At 69.6% G+C, this 22,254-nt stretch carries 30 protein-coding genes; 4 read left to right on the forward strand and 26 right to left on the reverse strand.

The features are described 5' to 3' along the window. The first annotated feature begins 115 nt into the window (after positions 1 to 115). Complete coding sequence (locus tag ACY1JX_RS07475; RefSeq protein ID WP_181754495.1) at positions 116 to 619, forward strand: thioesterase family protein; 504 nt, start codon at positions 116 to 118, stop codon at positions 617 to 619. A gap of 65 nt (positions 620 to 684) precedes the next feature. Continuing rightward, a complete protein-coding gene (locus ACY1JX_RS07480) occupies positions 685 to 1,179 on the forward strand; it encodes a DUF3253 domain-containing protein (RefSeq protein ID WP_462565741.1) in 495 nt (164 codons plus the stop codon). A 3-nt stretch (positions 1,180 to 1,182) separates the two neighbouring features. Here ACY1JX_RS07480 and ACY1JX_RS07485 read toward each other — a convergent pair whose 3' ends face one another. The 13 genes from ACY1JX_RS07485 to ACY1JX_RS07545 all read right to left on the reverse strand — a co-directional run bounded on the left by ACY1JX_RS07485 (position 1,183) and on the right by ACY1JX_RS07545 (position 13,017). Further along, positions 1,183 to 3,348: a S8 family serine peptidase gene (locus ACY1JX_RS07485; RefSeq protein WP_462565742.1), complete on the reverse strand. Its 2,166-nt coding sequence runs from the start codon at positions 3,346 to 3,348 to the stop codon at positions 1,183 to 1,185. 90 nt (positions 3,349 to 3,438) lie between these two features. Then, positions 3,439 to 5,454, reverse strand: coding sequence for a S8 family serine peptidase (locus ACY1JX_RS07490; protein WP_286927722.1), 2,016 nt, complete (start codon positions 5,452 to 5,454; stop codon positions 3,439 to 3,441). Between the two features lie 154 nt (positions 5,455 to 5,608). After that, a complete protein-coding gene (rplQ, locus tag ACY1JX_RS07495) occupies positions 5,609 to 6,163 on the reverse strand; it encodes a 50S ribosomal protein L17 (RefSeq protein WP_462565743.1) in 555 nt (184 codons plus the stop codon). Positions 6,164 to 6,197: 34 nt separating this feature from the next. Beyond that, positions 6,198 to 7,208 (reverse strand): DNA-directed RNA polymerase subunit alpha, encoded by a 1,011-nt coding sequence (locus ACY1JX_RS07500; RefSeq protein WP_181754490.1) that lies wholly within the window; start codon positions 7,206 to 7,208, stop codon positions 6,198 to 6,200. A gap of 61 nt (positions 7,209 to 7,269) precedes the next feature. Continuing rightward, the gene (rpsD, locus tag ACY1JX_RS07505) at positions 7,270 to 7,878 is read right to left on the reverse strand and encodes a 30S ribosomal protein S4 (RefSeq protein ID WP_181754489.1); all 609 of its coding nucleotides are present in this window, start codon (positions 7,876 to 7,878) and stop codon (positions 7,270 to 7,272) included. 35 nt (positions 7,879 to 7,913) lie between these two features. Next, the gene (gene rpsK / locus ACY1JX_RS07510) at positions 7,914 to 8,312 is read right to left on the reverse strand and encodes a 30S ribosomal protein S11 (RefSeq protein WP_078699099.1); all 399 of its coding nucleotides are present in this window, start codon (positions 8,310 to 8,312) and stop codon (positions 7,914 to 7,916) included. A gap of 8 nt (positions 8,313 to 8,320) precedes the next feature. Continuing rightward, on the reverse strand, positions 8,321 to 8,689 hold the full coding sequence (gene rpsM, locus ACY1JX_RS07515) for a 30S ribosomal protein S13 (RefSeq protein ID WP_078699100.1): 369 nt from the start codon (positions 8,687 to 8,689) through the stop codon (positions 8,321 to 8,323). A gap of 173 nt (positions 8,690 to 8,862) precedes the next feature. After that, the gene (gene rpmJ, locus ACY1JX_RS07520; protein WP_008361054.1) at positions 8,863 to 8,976 is read right to left on the reverse strand and encodes a 50S ribosomal protein L36; all 114 of its coding nucleotides are present in this window, start codon (positions 8,974 to 8,976) and stop codon (positions 8,863 to 8,865) included. Between the two features lie 49 nt (positions 8,977 to 9,025). Next, positions 9,026 to 9,247: a translation initiation factor IF-1 gene (gene infA / locus ACY1JX_RS07525; protein ID WP_007078610.1), complete on the reverse strand. Its 222-nt coding sequence runs from the start codon at positions 9,245 to 9,247 to the stop codon at positions 9,026 to 9,028. Between the two features lie 133 nt (positions 9,248 to 9,380). Next, positions 9,381 to 9,746, reverse strand: coding sequence for a DUF1330 domain-containing protein (locus tag ACY1JX_RS07530; protein WP_462565744.1), 366 nt, complete (start codon positions 9,744 to 9,746; stop codon positions 9,381 to 9,383). 19 nt (positions 9,747 to 9,765) lie between these two features. Continuing rightward, on the reverse strand, positions 9,766 to 11,073 hold the full coding sequence (locus ACY1JX_RS07535) for a M20/M25/M40 family metallo-hydrolase (RefSeq protein WP_462565745.1): 1,308 nt from the start codon (positions 11,071 to 11,073) through the stop codon (positions 9,766 to 9,768). Then, positions 11,070 to 12,509: an MFS transporter gene (locus ACY1JX_RS07540; RefSeq protein WP_462565746.1), complete on the reverse strand. Its 1,440-nt coding sequence runs from the start codon at positions 12,507 to 12,509 to the stop codon at positions 11,070 to 11,072. Before ACY1JX_RS07540 ends, ACY1JX_RS07535 begins: the two co-directional genes overlap by 4 nt. 49 nt (positions 12,510 to 12,558) lie before the next feature. Further along, on the reverse strand, positions 12,559 to 13,017 hold the full coding sequence (locus ACY1JX_RS07545) for an Lrp/AsnC family transcriptional regulator (protein WP_181754479.1): 459 nt from the start codon (positions 13,015 to 13,017) through the stop codon (positions 12,559 to 12,561). A 126-nt stretch (positions 13,018 to 13,143) separates the two neighbouring features. On the opposite strand from ACY1JX_RS07545, the gene ddaH reads away from it, so the two are divergent. Beyond that, entirely contained in the window at positions 13,144 to 14,001 is an 858-nt protein-coding gene (ddaH, locus tag ACY1JX_RS07550; RefSeq protein ID WP_462565747.1) for a dimethylargininase, read from the forward strand. Positions 14,002 to 14,008: 7 nt separating this feature from the next. On the opposite strand, the gene ACY1JX_RS07555 is transcribed toward ddaH, so the two are convergent. Then, the gene (locus ACY1JX_RS07555; protein ID WP_462565748.1) at positions 14,009 to 14,545 is read right to left on the reverse strand and encodes a maleylpyruvate isomerase N-terminal domain-containing protein; all 537 of its coding nucleotides are present in this window, start codon (positions 14,543 to 14,545) and stop codon (positions 14,009 to 14,011) included. Positions 14,546 to 14,595: 50 nt separating this feature from the next. Between ACY1JX_RS07555 and ACY1JX_RS07560 the strand changes: the two genes are divergently transcribed. Beyond that, positions 14,596 to 15,414 carry a helix-turn-helix domain-containing protein gene (locus ACY1JX_RS07560; RefSeq protein ID WP_462565749.1) on the forward strand — a complete coding sequence of 273 codons (819 nt, stop codon included), beginning with the start codon at positions 14,596 to 14,598 and terminating at the stop codon, positions 15,412 to 15,414. A 19-nt stretch (positions 15,415 to 15,433) separates the two neighbouring features. On the opposite strand, the gene ACY1JX_RS07565 is transcribed toward ACY1JX_RS07560, so the two are convergent. The 12 genes from ACY1JX_RS07565 to rplE all read right to left on the reverse strand — a co-directional run bounded on the left by ACY1JX_RS07565 (position 15,434) and on the right by rplE (position 22,254). After that, entirely contained in the window at positions 15,434 to 15,862 is a 429-nt protein-coding gene (locus ACY1JX_RS07565; RefSeq protein ID WP_462565750.1) for a hypothetical protein, read from the reverse strand. 120 nt (positions 15,863 to 15,982) lie between these two features. Then, a complete protein-coding gene (map, locus tag ACY1JX_RS07570) occupies positions 15,983 to 16,798 on the reverse strand; it encodes a type I methionyl aminopeptidase (protein ID WP_462565751.1) in 816 nt (271 codons plus the stop codon). A 13-nt stretch (positions 16,799 to 16,811) separates the two neighbouring features. Next, entirely contained in the window at positions 16,812 to 17,366 is a 555-nt protein-coding gene (locus ACY1JX_RS07575) for an adenylate kinase (RefSeq protein WP_181756186.1), read from the reverse strand. 14 nt (positions 17,367 to 17,380) lie between these two features. Further along, positions 17,381 to 18,685, reverse strand: coding sequence for a preprotein translocase subunit SecY (gene secY, locus ACY1JX_RS07580; protein ID WP_181754468.1), 1,305 nt, complete (start codon positions 18,683 to 18,685; stop codon positions 17,381 to 17,383). Between the two features lie 116 nt (positions 18,686 to 18,801). Beyond that, positions 18,802 to 19,242 carry a 50S ribosomal protein L15 gene (rplO, locus tag ACY1JX_RS07585; RefSeq protein WP_462565752.1) on the reverse strand — a complete coding sequence of 147 codons (441 nt, stop codon included), beginning with the start codon at positions 19,240 to 19,242 and terminating at the stop codon, positions 18,802 to 18,804. 2 nt (positions 19,243 to 19,244) lie between these two features. Then, positions 19,245 to 19,427 (reverse strand): 50S ribosomal protein L30, encoded by a 183-nt coding sequence (gene rpmD, locus ACY1JX_RS07590; RefSeq protein WP_078699112.1) that lies wholly within the window; start codon positions 19,425 to 19,427, stop codon positions 19,245 to 19,247. Further along, entirely contained in the window at positions 19,427 to 20,023 is a 597-nt protein-coding gene (gene rpsE, locus ACY1JX_RS07595) for a 30S ribosomal protein S5 (RefSeq protein ID WP_078699113.1), read from the reverse strand. The genes rpmD and rpsE overlap by 1 nt, the downstream gene beginning before the upstream one ends. 31 nt (positions 20,024 to 20,054) lie before the next feature. Further along, a complete protein-coding gene (gene rplR, locus ACY1JX_RS07600) occupies positions 20,055 to 20,438 on the reverse strand; it encodes a 50S ribosomal protein L18 (protein WP_181754462.1) in 384 nt (127 codons plus the stop codon). Positions 20,439 to 20,441: 3 nt separating this feature from the next. Beyond that, complete coding sequence (gene rplF / locus ACY1JX_RS07605; protein ID WP_078699115.1) at positions 20,442 to 20,984, reverse strand: 50S ribosomal protein L6; 543 nt, start codon at positions 20,982 to 20,984, stop codon at positions 20,442 to 20,444. A 16-nt stretch (positions 20,985 to 21,000) separates the two neighbouring features. Then, positions 21,001 to 21,408, reverse strand: coding sequence for a 30S ribosomal protein S8 (rpsH, locus tag ACY1JX_RS07610; protein WP_181754458.1), 408 nt, complete (start codon positions 21,406 to 21,408; stop codon positions 21,001 to 21,003). A gap of 101 nt (positions 21,409 to 21,509) precedes the next feature. Continuing rightward, complete coding sequence (locus tag ACY1JX_RS07615) at positions 21,510 to 21,695, reverse strand: type Z 30S ribosomal protein S14 (protein ID WP_078699117.1); 186 nt, start codon at positions 21,693 to 21,695, stop codon at positions 21,510 to 21,512. Position 21,696: 1 nt separating this feature from the next. Continuing rightward, a complete protein-coding gene (rplE, locus tag ACY1JX_RS07620) occupies positions 21,697 to 22,254 on the reverse strand; it encodes a 50S ribosomal protein L5 (RefSeq protein ID WP_181754456.1) in 558 nt (185 codons plus the stop codon).

Genomic DNA, 22,254 nt, shown 5'->3' on the forward strand with positions numbered 1-22,254 from the left:
CAAGGTGAACTTGGGTTCAATTTTAATAGAGTATCCCGCGGGCCCCCGACCTGACCACCCCGGACGTCCCGCACCGCACATGAGGCGGGATTCAACTCTGGGTAGGGTGGCGGCCATGCACACCGTCGCCCGGCCCACCGTGGACCAGATCGATGCCCTCGGCACCGCCCTCTCGCTGGTCGCCCTCCCCGAGTTCGAGGACGGCAACGGCCACGTCAACGTCGGCCACTACTACCGGCTGCACATGGAGGCCGGCGACGCCGCGTTCCAGCGGCTGGGCTTCGACGAGGACTACCGCGACCGCACGGGCCACAGCGTCTTCAGCGTCGAGCACCACATCAAGTTCCTCGACGAGTCGCTCGTCGGCGACGAGCTCTCGGTGCACCTGCGCCTACTGGGCGTGAGCGCGAAGGCGCTGCACGCCCAGACGATCCTGGTGAACCGCTCCCGCGGGACCGTGGCCAACACGCTGGAGTTCCTCGAGCTGCACGTCGACCTCACCACCCGCCGCACGACCGCCATGCCGCAGCACCTCATCGCACCCCTGGAGGCGCTGCGCGACGAGCACGCCGCTCTGCCGTGGGGGCTTCCCCTCGCCGGACCCCTCGGCGTTCGCTGAGCCCGCCGCTCGCTGCGTCCGCGGCCGCGCTCGGCTAGCGTCGAGGCGTCGGACAGGGAGGGACGATGGCGGACACGAACGAGCCGGAGCGAACCCCCGACGGTCGCTTCCTGGTGATCGGCGGGCGCCGGTGGCGGGCGAGCGATCCCGAGATCCCCGGCCCGCTGCGCCAGGAGCTCGTCGACGAGCTGATGAGCGCGCGGCGCGCGGTGAAGGCCGGCGAGCCGGACGCCCGCGACCGTGTCGGCGATGCGAAGGTCGCCCTCGGCGAGCGAGGGCGTCCCTGGTGGGAGACGCCGACCGACTACTCGATCGCCGCTCGCGCCGAGGCGGCGGTCCGAGCCCTCCTGCGTCACCGCGACGGCACCACGATCTGCCCCAGCGACGTCGCCCGGGTGGTGGGCGGCGAGCACTGGCGCAGTCGCATGGACGCGGTGCGCCAGGTCGCCGACGCCCTCGCGGAGGCCGGCGCCGTGGTGGTCACCCAGCGCGGCGAGCCCGTCACCGCGACGACGGCAAAGGGGCCGGTCCGGATCGGACGCGGCGACCACTTCGCCTGACCGTCAGCGGACGCGGACCACCTTGCTCTTCTGCGCCGACGTGGTGACCCCGTCGCCGGAGTAGATCACGCGGATCCGGTGCTTGCCCTTCTTCGTGATCTTTGGCAGCAGGACCGCCACCTTGCCGCCGTTCTTCGCGTACAAGCTCTTCGTGGCGATGCGCTTCGAGCCGTCGTAGACCCGGATCGTGCCGGTCGGACGGACGAGCGGCGCAGAGACCCGCACGACCAGGCGCGCGCGCTTCGTGCGCTTGAGGCTCGAGGAGATGGACATCGACACCCGGGCCCTGGCCTTGGTCTTCGGCACCGCGACCGAGCCGGCGCGGTACACGCCCGCGAAGCTCCCCGACACGACCGTGTCGCGAGCGGTGAGCGTGCGACCGAGGTCGGCTCCGGTGATCCGGTAGCTCGCGCCCGACCCGATCCGCGTCGATCCGCGCCACCAGGTGATCGCGGACGTGCCGCCCTGGTTCGTCAGGCCGCGCGAGGTCGCCCGCAGCACTCCCCCGGGCTTGCGCGTGCCCGAGATCGCCGGCGCGCCCAGTGGCGCCGTGACCTTCGAGAGGTCGAGGATGCCGGTGCCGCACGCGGTGCGACCGCTCGTGGTGCAGTTCAGCGTGTCGGTCGTGAGGACACCACCGCCGATCTCCTGCGGACCCTTGTCCACGGGCGAGAACGGCTGCACGGCTGCCTTGAGCTTCGCCTCGACCTGCGCCGGGCTCGTGAGGCCGAGTGAGTACAGCAGCGCCGCACCGGCGGACACGGCCGGGGCGGCCATGCTCGTGCCCTGGTACCAGCCGTAGCCGGCGGCCGCCGGCGTGGTCGAGCCCTGGTTGATCGTGGAGAGGATGCCGCGCTCGTCGCTGCCCCCGTCGACCTGCTGGTCACCGCCGGGGGCGGCGAGGTCGGACCCGGGGCCGGCCGTCGAGTACCAGGCCCGGTGGCCCGTGTCGCTCGTCGCCGTGACGGTCAGGTAGCCCTCGCAGGACGCGGGGACGCTGTTCGCGACCGGGAAGATCTCGTCCCACGACGCGTTGCCCGCCGCGGCCACCAGGGTGGCACCCTTGGCGCGAGCGTCGGCGGCCACGCCGCCGTAGTACTCGCAGAAGTACTCCACCTCGGCCGGGTCCTCGGACTCCCCGCCGAGCGAGAGGTTGATGACCCGGGCCGGCGTCCGGTTCAGGGGCACGCCGTAGTCACGCAGGTCGTACCCGGCGGCCCAGAGGATGCCCGCCGCGATGTCGGAGTCCCACCCGCCGCAGTGACCGAGCACCCGCACCGGCTGCACCTTCACGCCCGGCGCCACCCCCGCCACACCGATGCCGTTGTTCGCCTTCGCGGCGATGGTGCCTGCGACGTGCGTGCCGTGCCATGAGCTCGGCATGACGTAGTCCGCGGGGTCCTCGCCCTCGGGAAGCCCGCACCGCGTCACGAGGTCCTCGTCCAGCCAGTCGCCCGGGTCGGAGGGGTCGGCGTCCCAGCCGCTGCCGTCTCCGGCGTTCACGTAGGTCTCGTCGTAGTAGCAGTTCTCCTCCACCGGCGTGCACTCGTCGTCGACGAAGTCGTAGCCCGCCACGGTCTGGCCGGCGAGGTCGGGGTGGCTCGTGATGCCCGTGTCGATCACGGCGACGACCACAGAGCTGCTGCCCTGGGTGGCACGCCAGAGCGCCGGGGCCTTCGTCGTGTAGCCACCATTGGTCGACACCCCGTCGATCTCGTCGCGGGTGTCCCACAGGTTGCCCTGCTGGGTGAAGTACGGGTCGTTCACACTCACCGGGGGTGCGCTCGAGACCGTGCGCAGGGTGTCCGGCAGGACCCACTCCACGTCGGCGCGATCCTCGACCGCCTCGACGGCCGCCGCGAGGTCCTCGACCGGCACCGGCCGCTCGAAGCGCAGCAGTGAAAGCCCTTGGGGCGCCGGCACGGTGGTGGCCACGTCGACTGCGGTCGGCAACTCGGTCTCGGCGCTGCGCGCCAGCGAGGTGCGGCGCGCCTTCGTCGCGGACGTGGCCTTCACGATCAGGCCGCGCGCGACGCGTGGCGCCTGCTTCGCGGCGGGCGACTGCGCCCCCGCCGGCTCGGGCGACGGGGCCGCGGACGCGCCCGTGGACACCAGCGCCGACGCGACGAGGAGAGCGGGCAGGGCGGAGAGGGCGAGGCTGCGGCGCACGGTGGTCCTGACTCGAGGGTTCCCCGACGGGAACGACCTCAGCAGGATAGGGCAAATCCCACGTGTCACAGAAGCCCCACCGCCCTCAGCTCAGCGGACGCGGACGACCTTGCTCTTCTGGGCGCTGCTGACCTTGGCGCTACCGGAGTAGATGACGCGGATCCGGTGCTTGCCCTTCTTCTTGATCTTGGGCAGCTTGATCGTGACCTTGCCCTTGTTCTTCGAGTAGATCTTCTTGACCGCGATCCGCTTCTTGCCGTCGTACACGCGGATCGTGCCGGTGGCCCGCACGTAGGGCGCCGTCACCTTGACGGTCAGCTTCACGCGCTTGGACTTGCTGAACTTCGACGGCACCGCGAACTTCAGGCGCGACTTGGACTTCACCACGACCGAGCGCTGGTGGAAGATGCCGCCCGAGCCGTTCGTGGCCGTGGCCCGCACGGTGACCCGCTTGCCGAGGTCGGCCTTCGTCACGCGGTACGTGCTGCCGGTGCGCACAGCCTTCGAGCCGCGGAACCAGGTGAGGCGGACCGTCGCGCCGTTGCGCCAGCGACCGGGACTCGCCACGAGAGTGCGTCCCGGACGCGCCGAGCCCCTGAGGCCGGGCGCCGTGAGGGGCGCCTTCGCGGTCAGCACGCCGTGCGCGTTCACGACACCGGCCCCGCAGGAGGAGGCGGCGCAGCTCGCCGCACGGCGCGCGGTGGCCTTCAGGACCCGCTCGACGACATCGGGGCTCGTGATGCCCACCGAGTAGGCCAGCGCCGCGGTCGCCGCGACCGCCGGGGCAGCCATGCTGGTGCCGTCCATCGCCGCGTAGGTGTTTCCGCCCGGCGCGTACTGGCCGTCGTTGTAGGTCGACGGGATGCCGACACCCGGCGCCGCGACGTCGATACCGGCACCGTGGTTCGAGAACGACGCGCGGTTGCCGTTCCTGTCCGTGGCGGCCACGGAGATGAAGCCCGGGCACGACGACGGGACGTTGTAGGCGTGGTTGCCGAAGTTGTTGCCGGCAGCCGCGACGAGCGTCGAGCCGCGCTTGCGTGCGATCGAGGAGATCTGGCCGTAGAACTGGCACATCTCACGGACGTACGCCCGGTCGGGGGTGTACCCGCCCAGCGAGAGGTTGATGACCTTCGAGGGTGCGCGGTTCACCGGGATCGAGCCGTGACGACGCCCGTCGTAGGAGGTCACGTTCGCGCCGGAGGCCCACAGGATGCCCATCGCGATGTCCCAGTCGGTGCCGCCGCAGCGGCCCAGGACGCGCACGGGCTGCACCTTCACGGTGGGGGCGATGCCGACCACGCCGGTGCTGTTGTTGCGCTTCGCGGCGATCGTGCCCGCCACGTGGGTGCCGTGCCAGCTGCTGCGGCCGCCGGACAGGTACGGGCACATGCTGCCGTTCTGGCGTCCGTCGCCCGGGTCGGCGGCGTTCGCGTCCCAGCTGCTGCGATCGTTCGCGCTCACGTAGGAGCGACGGTAGGCGATGCGCGAGCACGAGCGGTTCATGCAGTCGTACTCGTCGTCGACGAAGTCGCGGCCCGCCACGAACTGACCCGACAGGTCGGGGTGGCCCAGGATCGCTCCGGTGTCGAGCACGGCCACCCGCACGTTCGGCGAGCCGGTGCTGATGTCCCAGGCGCGGTTCGCCTGGACGCCCCAGGAGCCGGTGAGGTTCCACAGCGAGTTGTTCGTGAAGTACGGGTCGTTGGCGGTGGCCGACGGCAGGCGCACGCCGTTGGGCACGGCCCACTCGACCGCGGGATCGGCGTTGAGCTCCTCGATCGCATCGTCGAGGTCGGTCGCGTCGACCTGCTCGGACAGGTCGAGCACGCCGAGGTCCTGGGTGCCGGACGTCGAGTCGGCGACGCCGACGCCGTCGGGCAGCTCGGCGGCCACGTCGTCGGCGAGGTCGGCGACCTCGGCGTCGGTGTCGTCAGCGAGCTTGACGATGATGCCGCGCGCGGGCTGCTCCAGCTCGGTGGTGTTGAGCGGCGCCGGCTCGACCGGCTCGGTCTGGGCCACCGCTGCCATCGCACCCCCGGCCAGGGCGAGCGACGTCACCAGCGGGACGACGAGAGTGAGTGGACGGCGCAGGCGCTGCGTCATGTGGTGGGCCTTCCCCGAGTCAACTGGCGCCTCACCGCCGAGGGGCCCCGCAGATCATATCCCGAAAGCGCCCGATTCCCTGCCTCGATCGACGAAGGGCCCGGGAACGACGAAGCGCCCACCCCGTGCGGGGTGGGCGCTGCGTGCGGAGCTGTTACTTGGTCTCGTCCCCGGCGGCCGCGGGGGCCTCCTCGGCGACGGCCTCGTCGGCGGGAGCCTCGGTGACCTCGACGGTCTCCTCGGCGGGCGCCTCGGTGGTCTCGTCGGTCACGGTCTCCTCGACCGGGGCCTCCTCGACGACCGGAGCGGACTCGGCCTTCGTCGCCTTCTTCTGCGACTGGGGCTCGAACTCCTTGGCCTCGACGATCTCGATGACGGCCATGGGGGCGTTGTCGCCCTTGCGCGGACCGATCTTCGTGATGCGCGTGTAGCCGCCCGGACGGGTGGCCATGGCCGGGCCGATCTCCGTGAAGAGGGTGTGCAGGACACCCTTGTCACGGATGACCTTCACGACGTGGCGGCGGTTGGCCACCGTGTCGGTCTTGGCCTTGGTGATGAGGTGCTCGGCGTACGGGCGCAGGCGCTTCGCCTTGGCCTCGGTCGTCGTGATGCGGCCGTGCTCGAACAGGCTCTGGGCCAGGTTCGCCAGGATCAGCCGCTGGTGCGAGGGGCTGCCGCCGAGGCGAGGACCCTTGGTGGGGGTGGGCATGTCGTTACTCCTGAATCAGTGGTGTCAGAGCAGTTCAGTACTGCTCGTCCTCGGCGAAGCTGGCGTCCTCGTCGAAGTTGTCGATGACGGCGGACGGGTCGAATCCCGACGGGCTGTCCTTGAGGGAGAGACCGAGCTCGGCGAGCTTGGCCTTGACCTCATCGATCGACTTCGATCCGAAGTTGCGGATGTCCAGCAGGTCCTGCTCGCTGCGCGTGATCAGCTCACCCACCGTGTGGATGCCCTCGCGCTTGAGGCAGTTGTAGGAACGGACGGTGAAGTCCAGGTCCTCGATCGCCAGGGCGAGGTCGGCAGCCAGCTGCTCGTCGACCGGCGAGGGACCGATGTCGATGCCCTCGGCCTCGACGTTCAGCTCGCGGGCCAGTCCGAACAGCTCGACCAGGGTGGACCCGGCCGACGCGATCGCGTCGCGCGGCAGGATCGAGGCCTTGGTCTCGACGTCGATGATCAGCTTGTCGAAGTCGGTGCGCTGCTCGACTCGGGTGGCCTCGACCTTGTAGGTGACCTTCAGCACGGGGCTGTAGATCGAATCGACCGGCATGCGGCCGATCTCCTCGTCGCCGGTCTTGTTCTGGACGGCCGAGACGTAGCCGCGGCCACGCTCGACGACCAGCTCGATCTCGAGGCGACCCTTGCCGTTCAGCGTGGCGACGTGCAGGTCCGGGTTGTGGACCTCCACACCGGCCGGCGGCGTGATCGCGGCGGCGGTGACGTCACCGGCCTCGTCGGCGCGCAGGTACATCACGACGGGCTCGTCGATGGTCGAGGAGACCACGAGGTTCTTCAGGTTGAGGATGATCTCGGTGACATCCTCGGTGACGCCCTCGATGGTCGAGAACTCGTGGAGGACACCGTCGATCTTGATCGAGGTGACGGCCGCACCCGGGATCGACGACAGCAGCGTACGACGCAGCGAGTTGCCGAGGGTGTAGCCGAATCCGGGCTCCAGGGGCTCGATGACGAACCGCGAACGGAACTCGTCGACGACCTCTTCGGACAGGACGGGGCGCTGGGCGATCAGCATGGTTCTTCCTTTCCGGACCCACCGCTATTTGAGGGCCGGGTAAGTGGACAGATGAGGTGGATCAGATCTTCGAGTAGAACTCGACGATGAGCTGTTCCTGGATCGGCACGGTGATCTGCTCGCGGACCGGGCGCTGGTGCACCAGGATGCGACCGCGATCGGGCGAGACGTCGAGCCAGCCGGGCACGGTGTCGGCGTCGTGGGTCTCACGCGCGACGATGAACGGCGTGGTCTCCAGGCTCTTGGCCTTGACGTCGATGATGTCGTGCTTGCTGACCTGGAACGACGGGATGTTCGTCTTCACGCCGTTGACCAGGAAGTGACCGTGGGTCACCAGCTGACGGGCGTGACGACGCGTGCGGGCCAGGCCGGCACGGTAGACGACGTTGTCCAGGCGGCTCTCGAGCAGGCTGAGCAGGTTGTCACCGGTCTTGCCGGGACGGCGCGAGGCCAGCTCGTAGTACTTGCGGAACTGCTTCTCGAGGACGCCGTAGGTGTAGCGCGCCTTCTGCTTCTCCTGCAGCTGGGTGCGGTACTCCGACTCCTTGACGCGGGTGCGGCCGTGCTGGCCGGGCGCGTACGGACGGCGCTCGAAGGCCTTGTCCCCACCAACGAGGTCGACGCCGTAACGGCGCGACTTCTTGGTGAGAGGTCCGGTGTAACGGGCCATGGTTGATTACTCCTTGAGGAAAAGTCGACGACGCGTCAGAGACGACGGTGCTTGGGCGGACGGCAGCCGTTGTGCGGGCTGGGGGTCACGTCAGAGATGGTGCCGACCTCGAGGCCGACGCCGCTGAGCGACCGGATCGCGGTCTCACGTCCGGAGCCGGGGCCCTTGACGAAGACGTCGACCTTCTTCATGCCGTGGTCCATCGCCTGACGTCCGGCGGCCTCGGCGGCCATGCCGGCGGCGTACGGAGTCGACTTGCGCGAGCCCTTGAAGCCGACGGTTCCGCCGGAGGCCCACGCGATCACCGCACCGCTGGGGTCGGTGATCGTCACGTGCGTGTTGTTGAACGTGCTCTTGATGTGGGCCTCGCCCTGAACGACGTTCTTCTTTTCCTTGCGGCGCACCTTCTTGGCGCCGGAGTTCTTCGGGGGCATCGGCTACCTCACTTCTTCTTTCCGGCGACGGTGCGCTTCGGGCCCTTGCGGGTGCGCGCGTTGGTCTTGGTGCGCTGGCCGCGAACGGGCAGGTGCGCACGGTGACGGCGGCCCTGGTACGAGCCGATCTCCATCTTGCGGCGAATGTCCGCGGTGACCTCGCGGCGCAGGTCACCCTCGACCTGGTAGTTCGCCTCGATGTGGTCACGGAGTGCGACGAGCTGGTCGTCGTTCAACTCGTGAACGCGGGTGTTGGGGTCGATGCCGGTGGCGGCGAGGGTCTCGATCGCACGAGTGCGACCGACACCGAAGATGTACGTGAGTCCGATCACCACGCGCTTTTCGCGCGGCAGATCCACTCCGACGAGGCGTGCCATGTGCTGGCAGTTCCTTTCGGTTCGGCAGAGGTGTCGTCACCTGGGGCACCTCGATCGCCTCGATCGAGCTCCGGCCTCTGCGCCGGAGGTGACACCCGGGACTCCGCCTGGTGGCGGGGCCCGGATGAGCCGTCAGATGTTCAGGGTGCTGCGTTGAAGAAGAAGCTCTCTGCTCAGCCCTGGCGCTGCTTGTGGCGCGGGTTCTCGCAGATCACCATGACGCGGCCGTGGCGACGAATCACCTTGCACTTGTCACAGATCTTCTTCACGCTCGGGTTGACCTTCATCGAGAAGCTCTCTCTTCGGTACGAACTGAACGTGGGGGATTTTTAGTTGTCACTTGTAGCGGTAGACGATGCGTCCGCGGCTGAGGTCGTACGGCGAGAGTTCCACCACGACCCGGTCCTCGGGGAGGATCCGGATGTAGTGCTGGCGCATCTTGCCGCTGATGTGCGCCAGGACCTTGTGGCCATTGGCCAGCTCGACCCGGAACATCGCGTTGGGCAGGGCCTCGACGACCGCACCCTCCATCTCGATGACGCCTTCTTTTTTCGCCATACACCTCAACTTCTTCGTATCGACTGATCGACCTGACACGCACGTGTCCCCACCTCGAAAGGTCTGCCGGAGGGCATGGGGATACGGCCCGACAAGGCCGACACACAAGTCTACGCCGAAAGGGGTGCTGGACTCAAATCGGCCAGGGGACGCCGGCCTGCAGGACGGCCTCGTCGAGCGCGGCGGTGCGCAGACCGGTGATCTGCTGGTACTCCGGGTCGGCGACCATCTCGCTGAACGCCTGGCGTGACGGGTAGCGCACGAGCAGGAGCGCGTCCCACGACCACCCGTCGGGGGCGACCAGCGCGGTGCCCAGGTCACCGGCGTGGATCACCTCGCCGCCGACCTTCTCCAGGAACGGGCCGATGCGCTCGGTGTACTCGCGGTAGGACGACGCCCCGTCCTCGCGGAACTGGAGCAGGTTGAGCATCACGACGGGGCCGCCGGGGTCCTCGGCGAGGAAGCGCTTGAGGTCGGCTCCGGTGGGATCGACAGGCATGACCTGACCCTAGCCCGGTTCAGCCCATGCCGGTGATGAGTGCGCGGTGGAACGCGCTGCCACGCTCGAGCGTGTCGATCGCGACCTTCTCGTTCGGCGCGTGGATCGAGTCGCGCTGCGCCCGGCTCATGTGCAGGGGTGCGAACCGGTAGACCGAGTCGCTGATCCGCGTGAAGTGCCGAGAGTCGGTACCACCGGTCTGCACGTACGGCACGACCGAGATCCCGGGACCGAGCGCCGCGATGGCCTCGCCCAGGGCGCGCCACGCGTCGTTGTCGGTGCGCGAGGCCGGCGGCGGGTCCTCGCCGTCCATCCGCTCGATCTCGACGTCGAGCCCGCGGAACAGCCTCTCGAGCCGGCGGCGCAGTCGCTCGCGGGTGTCGCCCACGGCGAGCCGGACGTTGACGTTGGCGCGTGCCTCGGTGGCGAGGACGTTGCGGGCCGGGCTGCCGCTGACCTGCGTGACCGCCATCGTCGTGCGGACCATGGCGCCGGTCTCCTTGCCGAGCCGCGCCAGCAGCTCGGCCACCGGGCGGTTGGCCCGGCCGGCGTGCTGGAGCACCGGAGCCAGCGGTTTCGGCACGAGACCCGACAGCGCGTCGAGCATCTGCAGGACCGGGTCGGACAGGTGCGGCCTCGCCGGATGCCGGTCGATCCGCACGATGGCGCGGGCCAGGCGCGCGGTGGCGCCGTTCTTCGCCGGCGTGGAGGCGTGACCTCCTCCCCCGCGCGCGAGCAGGCCGACGTCGACCGTGCCCTTCTCGACGATCGCGACCATCGCGGTGGTCGCCGACACTCCCGGCAGCCCGTCGTCCACGATCGCGCCACCCTCGTCCGAGACGAGCCACGGGCGCACGCCCATCGAGTCGAGGTGGTCGACCACCTCGGCCGCACCGTGCCCGAACACCTCCTCGTCGGACCCGAACGAGAGGTAGACGTCGCGGGCGGGCTCGAAGCCCTCGGCCAGCAGTGACTCCACCGCCTCGGCGATGCAGACCAGCGGTCCTTTGTCGTCGAGGGCGCCGCGGCCATGGACGAAGCCGTCCTCGATCACTCCTGCGAACGGATCGCGGTCCCACTGCTCCGCCGGGGCGGGCACCACGTCGTAGTGCGCCATCAGCACGAGCGGCCGCTCGGTGCTGCGACCGGGCCAGCGGAAGAGCAGCGTGCCACCCGGGAACTCGGTGAGCTCCAGGGCGGTGTGCAGGCTCGGGTACAGCCGCGCGAACGTCTCGCGGAAGGCCACGAACTCGGCCTCGTCCCGCTCGTCCGGGGCAGACACGGTGCGACAGCCGATCAGCTCGGCCAGGCGTGCGGCGGCGTTCATCGCCCGATCTCCTCCTCGATCCCGGCCGGGTCGGCGAACGCCAGCCGCGGCACGAAGGTCAGTCCGACGGCGGCCACGAACGCCGTGGCCGAGCACACGATCCAGACGGTGTAGTAGCCCGACATCGACGCGGCGGCCGCGTGGGTGGCGCCGGCGGCCAGGGCCACACCGAAGATGCACGAGGCGAAGGAGCCGCCGATCGTCTTGGTGGTGTTGGTCAGTCCGGTAGCCACGGCGGTGCGCCCCTCGGGCGCGGCGGCGGCCGCGGCGGCGGGCAGGGCGGCGACGAGCGCTCCCGAACCGAGGCCGGCGACGACCATGCACACGGCCATCTGGGCCACCGAGAAGTGCAGCGGCACCAGCGCGGCGTAGCCCAGGCCCACGAGACCCGCCGCCGCGATGAGGCACGCACGCGGGGTGAAGCGCTGGCTGAGTCGCGCGAACACGAGCGCGCCGATGAGCATCGACAGTACGTAGCCGCCGATCACCGGGGCCACGGAGCTCGCGGTGAGGCCGAGCCCGTAGCCGTGCACGTCGGGATCGGTCTGGGCGAACGTCGAGAGCGGGATCTGCGCGCCGAGCACGCTGACGCCGAACAGCAGCGCCGTGAACTGCACGGGCCACATCGACGCCTGGCGCATGACCCGCAGGTCGATGATCGGATCGGCCGCCCCCAGCTCGTGCTGGACGAACGGCACCAGGACCAGCGCACCCAGGGCGATGGCGAGCCATGGCCAGGGCGAGGCGACGCCGACGATCCGCACGAGCGAGAGGCCGCCGGTCACCAGCAGCAGGCTGGCGCTCAGGAGCAGGAGTCCGGGAACGTCGAGGCTGCCGGCCTGGCGCTCGTGCGTGCCCGGCACGAAGCCGACGATGACGAACACGACCACCACGGTCAGGACGCCGGGCACGGCGAGCACCATCCACAGCGAGTCGAACAGCGCCGAGGTCGCACCGGCCGAGAGCGCTCCGGCGATCGCACCGGCCTGCAGCGCGGCCACGATGACTCCGGTCGCCCGCCGGGTGGCGGCGGCCCGTTGGGGCAGGCCCGCGCTGCGTCGGTAGATCAGCGCCACCTCGAGCGGCAGCCACACGGTGAAGACGCCCTGCAGCGCCCAGAACACGAGGTAGCTCTGGAACGAGGTGGAGAAGGCGATGCCGCACGTGGCGACCGCCGTGAGGACGGCCGCCCAGACCAGCACCCGCTGGTGGCCGATGAGATCACCGAGCTTGGACAGCGGCGGCACGCACAGCGCCGAGAGGAGCAGCTGCGCCGCCTCGAACCAGTTGACGTCGGCGTCGTTGATGTCGAGGTGACGCGCGATGTCGGTGGCCAGCGGCGTGTAGTAGCCCTGGAGGAATCCGCTGACGAACTCCACGAAGACGAGCGCGCCGACGAGTCCGGCCCCGACGGAGGCAGCGCGATGTCGTCCCATGCGCCACAGGCTAGACCCTCGGCCGGGGTCCGGACCGTGGATCGCCGGGTCAGTCCCCCTCGACCCCGTGCCGGTCGTGGATGAGCCGCGACAGCACGATCGACGTCTCGGTCTGGCTCACGCTGGCGGCGCCGACGCGGATCTGCTCCAGCGCGGACTCGAGGTCGCGCACGTCCTCGGCCACCAGGTGCAGGATCGCGTCCGCGGCACCGGAGACGGTGGCTGCCGCGTGGACCTGGGGCACCTGCAGGAACGCCTCGCGCAGCACGCGCGGCGAGATCGTGCCCTGGCAGTGCACCTCGACGTAGGCCTCGGTGGTCCAGCCGCGGTGGTGCGGGTCGACGACCACGGTGAACCCGCTGATCACGCCCGTCTCCACGAGCCGGTCCACCCGGCGCTTGACCGCCGGCGCGGACAGCCCGACCCGCGAGCCGAGTGCGGCATAGCTCGCGCGACCGTCCTCGGTGAGGGCGTCCAGAAGGGAACGATCGATCTGGTCCAGGCTCATGGGCGCAACGTATCAAACCATGACAAGCGAAACGCACAAGAAAGCGCAGGTCATGCGAGGGATAAACGGCTGGTTCCCGTCGTCCGGAGTCCCTACGCTCGTGTCATCCCCCGCCCGAGGAGATCCATGACGCAGATCCTGACCACGCCGCAGGCCGCCCCGGCCCGCAGCGCGCGCACGCGCCACTACGCGATGTGCCCACCCACCGAGTTCGAGGTCGTCTACTCGATCAACCCGTGGATGGACCTCACGAACCCGGTGGACGCCGGCCTCGCGCAGGCGCAGTGGCAGGGACTGCGGGACGTGTACCGGGCGCTCGGGCACCGCGTCGACCTGCTCGAGCCGGTCCCGGGTCTGCCCGACATGGTGTTCGCCGCGAACGGCGCCGTGTCCGTCGGGGACCGCACGTACGGGGCGGCCTTCGCCTTCCCGCAGCGCCAGGCCGAGGCCCACGCGCACGTCGACTTCCTCCGGGCGTGCGGCCGTGAGGTCCAGCGTCCGAGCCACATCAACGAGGGCGAGGGTGACTTCCTCGTGACGCGCGACGTCGTGCTCGCCGGCCACGGCTTCCGCACGTCGCGGGACGCCCACCACGAGGCCGAGGCGGCGCTCGGACGCCCGGTCGTCTCGCTCGAGCTGGTCGACCCGCGGTTCTACCACCTCGACGTCGCGCTCGGTGTGCTCGACGACGGCTGGGGCGACGCACCCGCTGACATCGCGTGGTTCCCCGGCGCCTTCAGCGCGGCGGCGCGTCGTACGCTGCGACGCCTGTTCCCCGCGTCGCTGGAGTGCTCGGAGGCCGAGGCGCTCGCGTTCGGACTGAACCTCGTCAGCGACGGCGCGAACGTCGTGCTCCCGAGCGAGGCTCCGGAGCTCGCCGCGACACTGCGGGATCGCGGCTACCACCCGGTGCCGGTCGAGCTCTCGGAGTTCGTCAAGGGCGGTGGCAGCGTGAAGTGCTGCACCGCCGAGCTGCACCGCTGAACCCGCCTCAGGCCGTGACCCGGGGGCGGCGGCCCATCCGTGCCAGCAGCCTCGTCTGCCGGTCAGCGTCGTCCGGCACGTCGACCGGCCGGCCGAACACCCCGTCGTCGTAGGCGTGGTCGCCGAAGCCCACGAACGCGGCGTCCAGCGCGTCCATGTCCGCTTCGGAGAACGTGGTGGGCCGCCCGTTGGACGCGCCGAGGTCCCAGCCGTGCACCACGAGGTCGAAGCCGTAGAAGGCGTCCAGCGTGGCGCCGATGGTGGTCCGGCCGAAGAAGCCGTCGAACTCGCGCGAGGTCACTGCCGGGTCGGCGGCGTAGGGGCGGACGGCGTCGAGGTGGGCGGCCCAGGCCTGCGCGGGAGGGCCCGTCGGCCGCTCGCCGAGGTCGATCTCGTGCCGCGCGAAGAAGTCGCGCTGCGAGTCGATCACGTGGGCGACCACGTCGGCGGCGGTCCAGTCCGCGCACGGGGACGCGGCGGACCAGTCGGTCGTGGCGGCCACGGTGGCGGAGAAGCGGTCGGCTGCGTCGAAGTAGGAGGTCATGCCCCCAGCATGGTCGCGGGACGACCTCGACTCTTGAAAGAATCCGACACATGACCGGAGAGGACGTGCGGCGCATCGACCCGACCGAGCGGGCCCACCTGCTCGACGCGTCGGGCTACACGCCGCCGATCCACCGCTTCGCCCCCTCCCCTGGGCTCGCGTCGGTCGTCCGGCGGTACTGGATGCCCGTCTGGTCGCTGCCCGAAGGCGCGGTGTCGGTGCAACGTGTGCTGCAGTACCCGGTCTGCCTCCTGGTGGTCTCGCACGAGTACGCACTCCTCGTGGGGCCGAGCAGCGGGCTGTCGACCACCGAGCTCGGAGGCTCCGGCTGGGCGCTGGGCACGATGCTCCAGCCCGCGGCCGGACTCGCGCTCGCCGGTGGGCCGGTGGACCGGCTGACGGACGGATCCGTCCCCCTCGCCGACGAGGAGCTGGTCACCGGGATCCGCTCGGCGGTCGGCGAGGACCCGCACGATCCGCAGCGGCAGCGAGCCGCCGTCGCTGTGATGGAGGCGTGGCTGGCGGCGCTCCTGCCCGTGGACGAGGAGGGCCTGCTCGTCAACGCGATCGTCGAGTACGTCGAGGGCGACACCGACGTCCAGCGGGTGAGCCAGGTGTGCGAGAAGTTCGCCCTCACCGAGCGCACGCTGCAGCGGCTCACCGCGCGGCGCATCGGGCTCTCGCCGAAATGGCTCGTCCAGCGCCGGCGGCTCCACGAGGCCGCCGAGCGACTGCGTGAGGAGCCCCGCCCCGACCTGGCGCGCGTCGCAGCCGACCTCGGCTACGCCGACCAGGCCCACTTCGGACGGGACTTCCGCGCCGTCACCGGCCTGACACCGGGGGAGTTCGCCGCCGAGTCCGACGGGTGAGTCGTCGCTGAGACGTCGCTCAGACGTCGTCCCCGCTGTCGGCCGACAGGACCAGCCACTCCCCCTCGGCACGTTGCAGGTCCCAGGTGTCCTCCGGGCCCTTCGGCCACTGCACCGTGACCGTGGCGCTGTCGTCGAAGACCTCGACGCTCATCGGCACCTCCTCCAGGTCGGTGCCGTCGGCGCTCCACCGGCCCTCCTGCTCGCGGACGTCACCACACTCGACCTGCTCGGGTACAAGGACCGTCTCCTTCACCGTGTCGCAGTCGCCCGCGTCCGCGGCGAGGAGATGGCGCCGCAGGAGGGCCTCGGCGGCCTGCTGCTGGTCCGCGCCCTCGGCCGAGGCGCTGGGACTCGGGTCGGCGCCGTCACCCGACGACTCGCCCTGACCGCACCCCGCGAGCAGGACGACGGCCAGCAGGAACGGGACGACCGAGCGAAGACTCATGCCCTCAGTCTCCCCCGCGACCCAACCCCGCCCAGCGCGCACTCACGCCGAATGGCGCAGAATCGCCCACCACTCGGCGAGTGGCGGGCGAAACTGCGCCACTCGCGGTCAGTGGGAGGCTCAGGCAGGTTCGGCGCAGGGCACGCCGAGCTCGGCGAGACGTGCGGCTCCGCCGTCGAGAGCGGTGAGCACCCAGACGCCCTCGGTGGTCACCGTGATCGAGTGCTCGTGGTGCGCCGCCCAGGTGCCGTCGGTGGTGACGGCGGTCCAGTCGTCCTCGAGGATCGCGGCGCGCGAGGTGCCCAGCGTGATCATCGGCTCGATGGCCAGCGCCATGCCGAGCGCGAGCTTCGGTCCCTTGCCGCGGCGGCCGCTGTTCGGCACGTCGGGGGCCTGGTGCATCTCGGACCCGATCCCGTGCCCCGTGAACCCGTCGGTGATGCCGTAGCGTCCCTGGCTGCGGACGTAGGACTCGATCGCGTGCGAGATGTCGCCGACCCGACCACCGATGCGGGCGGCGGCGATGCCCCGCCACAGCGACTCCTCGGTGACCCGGTTGAGCTCGGCGACCTCGGGTGCGACCTCGCCGACCGGGACGCTGATCGCGGCGTCGCCGTGCCAGCCGTCGACCACCGCGCCGAAGTCGATCGAGACCAGGTCGCCCTCGGCGAGCACACGGTCGCCGGGGATGCCGTGGACGATCTCGTCGTTCACCGAGGCGCAGATGACGCCCGTGAAGCCGTGGTAGCCCAGGAAGTTGGACGTGGCGCCCTCGGCGGCCAGACGCTCGCGCGCCAGCGCGTCGAGGTCGCCCGTGCTGACTCCGGGGGCGACAGCGCTGCGCAGCACCTCGAGGGTGCGGCCCACCACCAGGCCGGCCTGGCGCATGGTGACCAACTGCTCGGCGGTCTTCAGCTCGATCGACTCACCGAACATCGAGAACCGCCACTCAGGCGCGGGTGGAGAGAGCCTCGGCGATGCGCGCGCCGACCTCTTCCGGAGTGCCCATGCCGTCGACCTCGATCAGCAGGCCACGGTCGCGGTACACGGCCAGCAGGGGCGCGGTCTCGTTCCGGTACACCTCCTGGCGGTGCCGGATGACCTCTTCGGTGTCGTCGGAGCGACCGCTCACCTTGGCCCGCTCGAGCAGGCGGCCGATGAGCTCGTCCTCGACGACCGTCAGGGCGATGACGCCGTCGAGGCCCGAGCCGAGGTCGGCCAGGATCTGGTCGAGCTTGGCGACCTGGTCGAGGGTGCGCGGGTAGCCGTCGAGCAGGAACGCCTCGCGGGCGTCGTCCTGCGCGAGCCGGTCGGCCACCATCGCGTTGGTGACCTCGTCCGGCACGTACTCGCCGGCGTCCATGTAGCGCTTGGCGGCCTGGCCCAGCTCGGTCTCCTTCGCGACGTTCTCGCGGAAGATGTCGCCGGTGGAGACGTGCGCACCGTGGATGCGCTCGGCGAGCGCCACGGCCTGCGTGCCCTTGCCCGCGCCGGGCGGACCCATGATGAGGAGTCGCGTCACTTCAGGAACCCTTCGTAGTTGCGCTGCTGCAACTGGCTTTCGATCTGCTTCACCGTGTCGAGCCCGACGCCCACGATGATCAGGATCGTCGTGCCGCCGAACGGGAAGTTCTGATTGGCCCCGACCAGGGCGATCGCCAGCATCGGGATCAAGGAGATCAGGCCGAGGTACAGCGCGCCCGGCGCGGTGATGCGCGAGAGGACGTAGCCCAGGTAGTCCTGCGTGGGCTTGCCGGCGCGGATGCCCGGGATGAAGCCGCCGTACTTCTTCATGTTGTCGGCGACCTCCTCGGGGTTGAAGGTGATCGACACGTAGAAGTACGTGAAGAACACGATCAGTGCGAAGAACGTGGCCATGTAGTACGGGTGGTCGCCCGTGACGAAGTGGTCCTGGATCCAGCTGGCGGCCGAGGAGTCGGAGTTGAAGTTGACCCACAGCACCGGCAGGTACATCAGGCTGGAGGCGAAGATGACCGGGATGATGCCGGCCTGGTTCACCTTGAGCGGGATGTAGGTGGAGGAGCCACCGAACATGCGGCGGCCGACCATGCGCTTGGCGTACTGGACCGGGATCCGGCGCTGGGCCTGCTCGATGAAGATGACCAGCGCCACCACGGCCAGGCCGACGGCCACGACGATGGCGAAGGTGGTCCAGCCGTTCGTCTGGCGGATGTTCCACATCGCGCCGGGGAAGGTGGCGACGACCTGCGTGAAGATCAGGATCGACATGCCGTTGCCGACGCCACGGTCGGTGATGAGCTCGCCGAACCACATGATGACGGTGGTGCCGGCGACCATGACCGTGACGATCAGCAGGTACGAGGCCATGCTGTCGGGGCTGTAGAGCAGCGGCAGGTTGCAGGCGCCCTGGAAGAGGTCGCCGCTGCGCGCCAGCGCCACGATGCCCGCCGCCTGCAGGATCGCCAGGCCGACGGTGAGGTAGCGGGTGTACTGCGTGATCTTCGCCTGGCCGGACTGGCCCTCCTTCTTGAGGGCCTCCAGCCGCGGGATCACCACGACGAGCAGCTGCAGGATGATGCTCGCGGTGATGTAGGGCATGATGCCGAGCGCGAACACGGTCAGCTGCAGCAGCGCACCGCCGGAGAAGACGTTGATGAGGGCGAACAGGCCGGCGTTCTCGCCGCCCGCGGCGAGGTCGACGCACTCGCGCACGTTCGCCACGTTGACGCCGGGCGCGGGCAGCATCGAGCCCATCCTGAAGAGCACCACGATCCCCAGGACGAAGAGGATCTTGCGACGCAGTTCAGGTGTCCTGAACGCGTTCACGAAGACTTTGAGCACGAACTTCCTCCCGCTTCACGGCATGACGCCGTCTGACTGTAACAGTGAGCGAAACGGGCGGGCTCTCCTCATGGGGAGAACCCGCCCGACGATCGCTTCGGATCCTGCAGTTGGCGTCAGGACGCGCTGACGGAACCGCCGGCGGCCTCGATCTTGGCCTGGGCCGAGGCGGACACCTTGTCGACGGTCACCTGGACCGCGACGTCGATGTCGCCGCCACCGAGCACCTTGACGGGACGGCCCTTGCGGACCGCACCCTTCTCGACGAGCGTGGCCACGTCGACCGTGCCGCCCTCGGTGAAGAGCTCGGCGATCCGGCCCACGTTGACGACCTGGTACTCGACCCGGAACGGGTTCGTGAAGCCCTTGAGCTTCGGCAGGCGCATGTGGAGCGGGATCTGGCCGCCTTCGAAGCCGGCGGACACCTGGTAGCGGGCCTTCGTGCCCTTGGTGCCACGACCGGCGGTCTTGCCCTTGGAGCCCTCACCGCGACCCACGCGGGTCTTGGCGGTCTTGGCGCCCGGGGCGGGACGCAGGTGGTGCAACTTGATCGCCATGATCAGTCGACCTCCTTAAAGGTGACGAGGTGCGGGATGGTGTTGACCATGCCGCGGATTTCGGGACGGTCCTCGACGACCTTGACGTCGCCGATGCGCTTGAGCCCGAGCGAACGCAGCGTGTTGCGCTGGTTCTGCTCGCGACCGATGCCCGATCGGACCTGGGTGACTTCGAGCTTGCCCATCAGACGGTCACCTCCGCGGTCTCGCCGTGCTTCAGCTTGCCGGCCTTGATCAGGGCGGCGGGGGCGACCTCCTCGACCGTCAGGCCGCGGCGCGTGGCCACGTCCTGCGGCGACTCCAGCGAGCGCAGCGCCTCCACCGTCGCGTGGACGATGTTGATCGCGTTCGAGGAGCCGAGCGACTTGCTCAGGACGTCATGGATGCCAGCGGCCTCCAGCACGGCGCGGACCGGGCCACCGGCGATGACGCCGGTACCGGGCGACGCCGGGCGCAGGAAGACGACACCGGCCGCCTTCTCACCCTGCACCGGGTGCGGGATGGTGCCCTGGATGCGGGGGACGCGGAAGAACGACTTCTTCGCCTCCTCGACACCCTTGGCGATGGCCGTGGGAACTTCCTTGGCCTTGCCGTAGCCGACACCGACCTGGCCGTCGCCGTCACCGACGATGACCAGCGCGGTGAAGCTGAAGCGCCGGCCGCCCTTGACGACCTTGGCCACACGGTTGATCGTGACGACCTTCTCGATGTAGTTGGACTTCTCGGCGTTGCGGTCGCCGCGGCCTCCGCGACGCTCGCCACCCTGTCGGCGCGTGCTCATGCGGCACTCCCCTTGTTCGTCGTGATGGTCATCAGAACTCCAGTCCGCCCTCGCGGGCGCCGTCGGCCAGCGCGGCGACGCGACCGGCGTACTTGTTGCCCGCGCGGTCGAACACCACCGAGCCGACACCGGCAGCCTTGGCGCGATCGGCGAGCAGCTCGCCGACCTTCTTGGCCTTGGCCGTCTTGTCGCCCTCGAACGAACGCAGGTCCGACTCCATGGTGGAAGCCGACGCGAGCGTGTGTCCCTCGAGGTCGTTGACGACCTGCGCGACGATGTGCTTGCTCGAGCGGGTGACGACCAGGCGAGGACGCTCGGCCGAACCCTGGATCTTCTTGCGGCCACGGATCTGGCGGCGCTGACGCGACGCGACCCGACCCGCAGTGTGCTTGGCGTGCTTGATCGAGATTGCCATGGCTTACTTACCAGCCTTTCCGGCCTTGCGCAGGATGCGCTCTCCCGCGTACCGCACGCCCTTGCCCTTGTAGGGCTCCGGCTTGCGGATCTTGCGGATGTTGGCGGCGACCTCGCCCACGACCTGCTTGTCGATGCCCGAGACGGTCAGCTTGGTCGGACCCTCGACGGTGAACGTGATGCCCTCGGGCGCCGTGAACGGCACCGGGTGGCTGAAGCCGAGGTTCAGCTCGATCTCCGACGGGCCCTTGGGGAGCACGCGGTAACCGACGCCGACGATCTCGAGCTTCTTCTCGTAGCCCTCGGTGACACCGATGACCATGTTGTTGACCAGCGTGCGGGACAGGCCGTGAAGGGCCTTGCTGCGACGCTCGTCGTTGGGACGCTCGACCGCCAGCGCGCCGTCATCGTCCTTGCGGACGGTGATGGGCTCGGCGACGGTGTGCGAGAGCTGGCCCTTGGGACCCTTGACCGTGACGGTCTGGCCGTCGATGTTGACGTCGACGCCGGAGGGGACGGCGACGGGGAGCTTGCCGATGCGCGACATGTTCAGTCCTCTCTCGTCACCAGACGTAGGCGAGGACTTCCCCACCCACTCCGTTGTTGTTGGCCTGACGGTCGGTCTGCAGACCCTGGCTCGTGGAGATGATCGCCACGCCCAGGCCGCCGAGGACCTTCGGAAGGTTGTTGGACTTGGCGTAGACGCGCAGCCCCGGCTTGCTGATGCGGCGGATGCCGGCAATCGAGCGCTCGCGGTGCGGGCCGTACTTGAGGGTGATGGTCAGCGACTTGCCGACCTCGCCCTCGGTCGGCTCGGCCACGGCGTAGTCGGTGATGTAGCCCTCCTGCTTCAGGATGGCGGCGACGCCCTCCTTCAGCTTGGAGTGCGGCATCGTGACGGCGTCGTGGTACGCCTGGTTGCCGTTGCGGACACGCGTGAGCATGTCCGCGATCGGATCGGTCATCGTCATTTCAGTGTGTTCCGTTTCTCGCTGCGGTTTCCGTCTCGTCCGGCCGTGGGCCGTGGGAGGGGACCTGCTGCGGTGTGAAGTGGTTTCTTAAAGTCGCGCGATTACCAAGAGGACTTCGTCACGCCGGGCAGCTCGCCCCGGTGCGCCATCTCCCGCAGGCAGATGCGGCACAGGCCGAACTTGCGGTAGACGGAGCGGGGACGGCCGCAGCGCTGGCAGCGCGTGTAGCCACGGACGCCGAACTTCGGCGTACGGGACTGCTTGACCTTCAGACCGGTCTTCGCCATGTCAGTTCTCCTTGTACGGGAAGCCGAGCAGCTTGAGCAGAGCGCGGCCCTCATCGTCGTTGGTGGCCGTGGTGACGACCGTGATGTCCATGCCCCGGCTGCGATCGATCTTGTCCTGGTCGATCTCGTGGAACATGACCTGCTCGGTCAGGCCGAACGTGTAGTTGCCCCGGCCGTCGAACTGCTTGGGCGACAGACCGCGGAAGTCGCGGATGCGCGGCAGCGCGAGCGTCAGCAGGCGGTCGAGGAACTCCCACATGCGGTCGCCACGCAGCGTGACGTGCGCGCCGATCGGCATGCCCTCACGCAGCTTGAACTGGGCGATGGACTTGCGGGCCTTCGTGACCTGGGGCTTCTGGCCGGTGATGGCCGTGAGGTCCTTGATGGCACCCTCGATGAGCTTGCCGTCGCGGGCCGCCTCACCGACGCCCATGTTGACGACGATCTTGGTCAGGCCGGGGACCTGCATGACGTTGTCGTAGTCGAACTGCTCCCGCAGCGCGGCCACGATCTCCTCGCGGTACTTCGCCTTCAGGCGAGGCGCGGTGGTGGTTGCCAT

This window comes from Aeromicrobium sp. JP4, assembly GCF_054957925.1.

Excerpts from the sequence above, each read along its gene's own strand:
- rplR (WP_181754462.1), bottom strand. The coding sequence starts at position 20,438 with ATGGCAATCTCGATCAAGCACGCCAAGCACACTGCGGGTCGGGTCGCG.
- ACY1JX_RS07540 (WP_462565746.1), bottom strand. The coding sequence starts at position 12,509 with ATGGGACGACATCGCGCTGCCTCCGTCGGGGCCGGACTCGTCGGCGCG.
- ACY1JX_RS07480 (WP_462565741.1), top strand. The coding sequence starts at position 685 with ATGGCGGACACGAACGAGCCGGAGCGAACCCCCGACGGTCGCTTCCTG.
- rpsH (WP_181754458.1), bottom strand. The coding sequence starts at position 21,408 with ATGACGATGACCGATCCGATCGCGGACATGCTCACGCGTGTCCGCAAC.
- rpsD (WP_181754489.1), bottom strand. The coding sequence starts at position 7,878 with ATGGCCCGTTACACCGGACCTCTCACCAAGAAGTCGCGCCGTTACGGC.
- rpsE (WP_078699113.1), bottom strand. The coding sequence starts at position 20,023 with ATGAGCACGCGCCGACAGGGTGGCGAGCGTCGCGGAGGCCGCGGCGAC.
- ACY1JX_RS07555 (WP_462565748.1), bottom strand. The coding sequence starts at position 14,545 with ATGACCTCCTACTTCGACGCAGCCGACCGCTTCTCCGCCACCGTGGCC.
- infA (WP_007078610.1), bottom strand. The coding sequence starts at position 9,247 with ATGGCGAAAAAAGAAGGCGTCATCGAGATGGAGGGTGCGGTCGTCGAG.
- rpsM (WP_078699100.1), bottom strand. The coding sequence starts at position 8,689 with ATGGCACGCCTCGTCGGAGTGGATCTGCCGCGCGAAAAGCGCGTGGTG.
- ACY1JX_RS07490 (WP_286927722.1), bottom strand. The coding sequence starts at position 5,454 with ATGACGCAGCGCCTGCGCCGTCCACTCACTCTCGTCGTCCCGCTGGTG.
- rplO (WP_462565752.1), bottom strand. The coding sequence starts at position 19,242 with ATGGCGATCAAGTTGCACCACCTGCGTCCCGCCCCGGGCGCCAAGACC.
- ACY1JX_RS07530 (WP_462565744.1), bottom strand. The coding sequence starts at position 9,746 with ATGCCTGTCGATCCCACCGGAGCCGACCTCAAGCGCTTCCTCGCCGAG.
- rpmD (WP_078699112.1), bottom strand. The coding sequence starts at position 19,427 with ATGGGCAAGCTCGAAGTCACCCAGGTCCGATCGGGCATCGGTCGCGAG.
- rpsK (WP_078699099.1), bottom strand. The coding sequence starts at position 8,312 with ATGCCCCCGAAGAACTCCGGCGCCAAGAAGGTGCGCCGCAAGGAAAAG.
- ACY1JX_RS07575 (WP_181756186.1), bottom strand. The coding sequence starts at position 17,366 with ATGGGTCCGCCCGGCGCGGGCAAGGGCACGCAGGCCGTGGCGCTCGCC.
- ACY1JX_RS07560 (WP_462565749.1), top strand. The coding sequence starts at position 14,596 with ATGACCGGAGAGGACGTGCGGCGCATCGACCCGACCGAGCGGGCCCAC.
- ACY1JX_RS07535 (WP_462565745.1), bottom strand. The coding sequence starts at position 11,073 with ATGAACGCCGCCGCACGCCTGGCCGAGCTGATCGGCTGTCGCACCGTG.
- ACY1JX_RS07500 (WP_181754490.1), bottom strand. The coding sequence starts at position 7,208 with ATGCTGATCGCCCAGCGCCCCGTCCTGTCCGAAGAGGTCGTCGACGAG.
- ACY1JX_RS07615 (WP_078699117.1), bottom strand. The coding sequence starts at position 21,695 with ATGGCGAAGACCGGTCTGAAGGTCAAGCAGTCCCGTACGCCGAAGTTC.
- ACY1JX_RS07565 (WP_462565750.1), bottom strand. The coding sequence starts at position 15,862 with ATGAGTCTTCGCTCGGTCGTCCCGTTCCTGCTGGCCGTCGTCCTGCTC.
- rplF (WP_078699115.1), bottom strand. The coding sequence starts at position 20,984 with ATGTCGCGCATCGGCAAGCTCCCCGTCGCCGTCCCCTCCGGCGTCGAC.
- ACY1JX_RS07475 (WP_181754495.1), top strand. The coding sequence starts at position 116 with ATGCACACCGTCGCCCGGCCCACCGTGGACCAGATCGATGCCCTCGGC.
- ACY1JX_RS07545 (WP_181754479.1), bottom strand. The coding sequence starts at position 13,017 with ATGAGCCTGGACCAGATCGATCGTTCCCTTCTGGACGCCCTCACCGAG.
- rplE (WP_181754456.1), bottom strand. The coding sequence starts at position 22,254 with ATGGCAACCACCACCGCGCCTCGCCTGAAGGCGAAGTACCGCGAGGAG.
- rpmJ (WP_008361054.1), bottom strand. The coding sequence starts at position 8,976 with ATGAAGGTCAACCCGAGCGTGAAGAAGATCTGTGACAAGTGCAAGGTG.
- map (WP_462565751.1), bottom strand. The coding sequence starts at position 16,798 with ATGTTCGGTGAGTCGATCGAGCTGAAGACCGCCGAGCAGTTGGTCACC.
- rplQ (WP_462565743.1), bottom strand. The coding sequence starts at position 6,163 with ATGCCCACCCCCACCAAGGGTCCTCGCCTCGGCGGCAGCCCCTCGCAC.
- ddaH (WP_462565747.1), top strand. The coding sequence starts at position 13,144 with ATGACGCAGATCCTGACCACGCCGCAGGCCGCCCCGGCCCGCAGCGCG.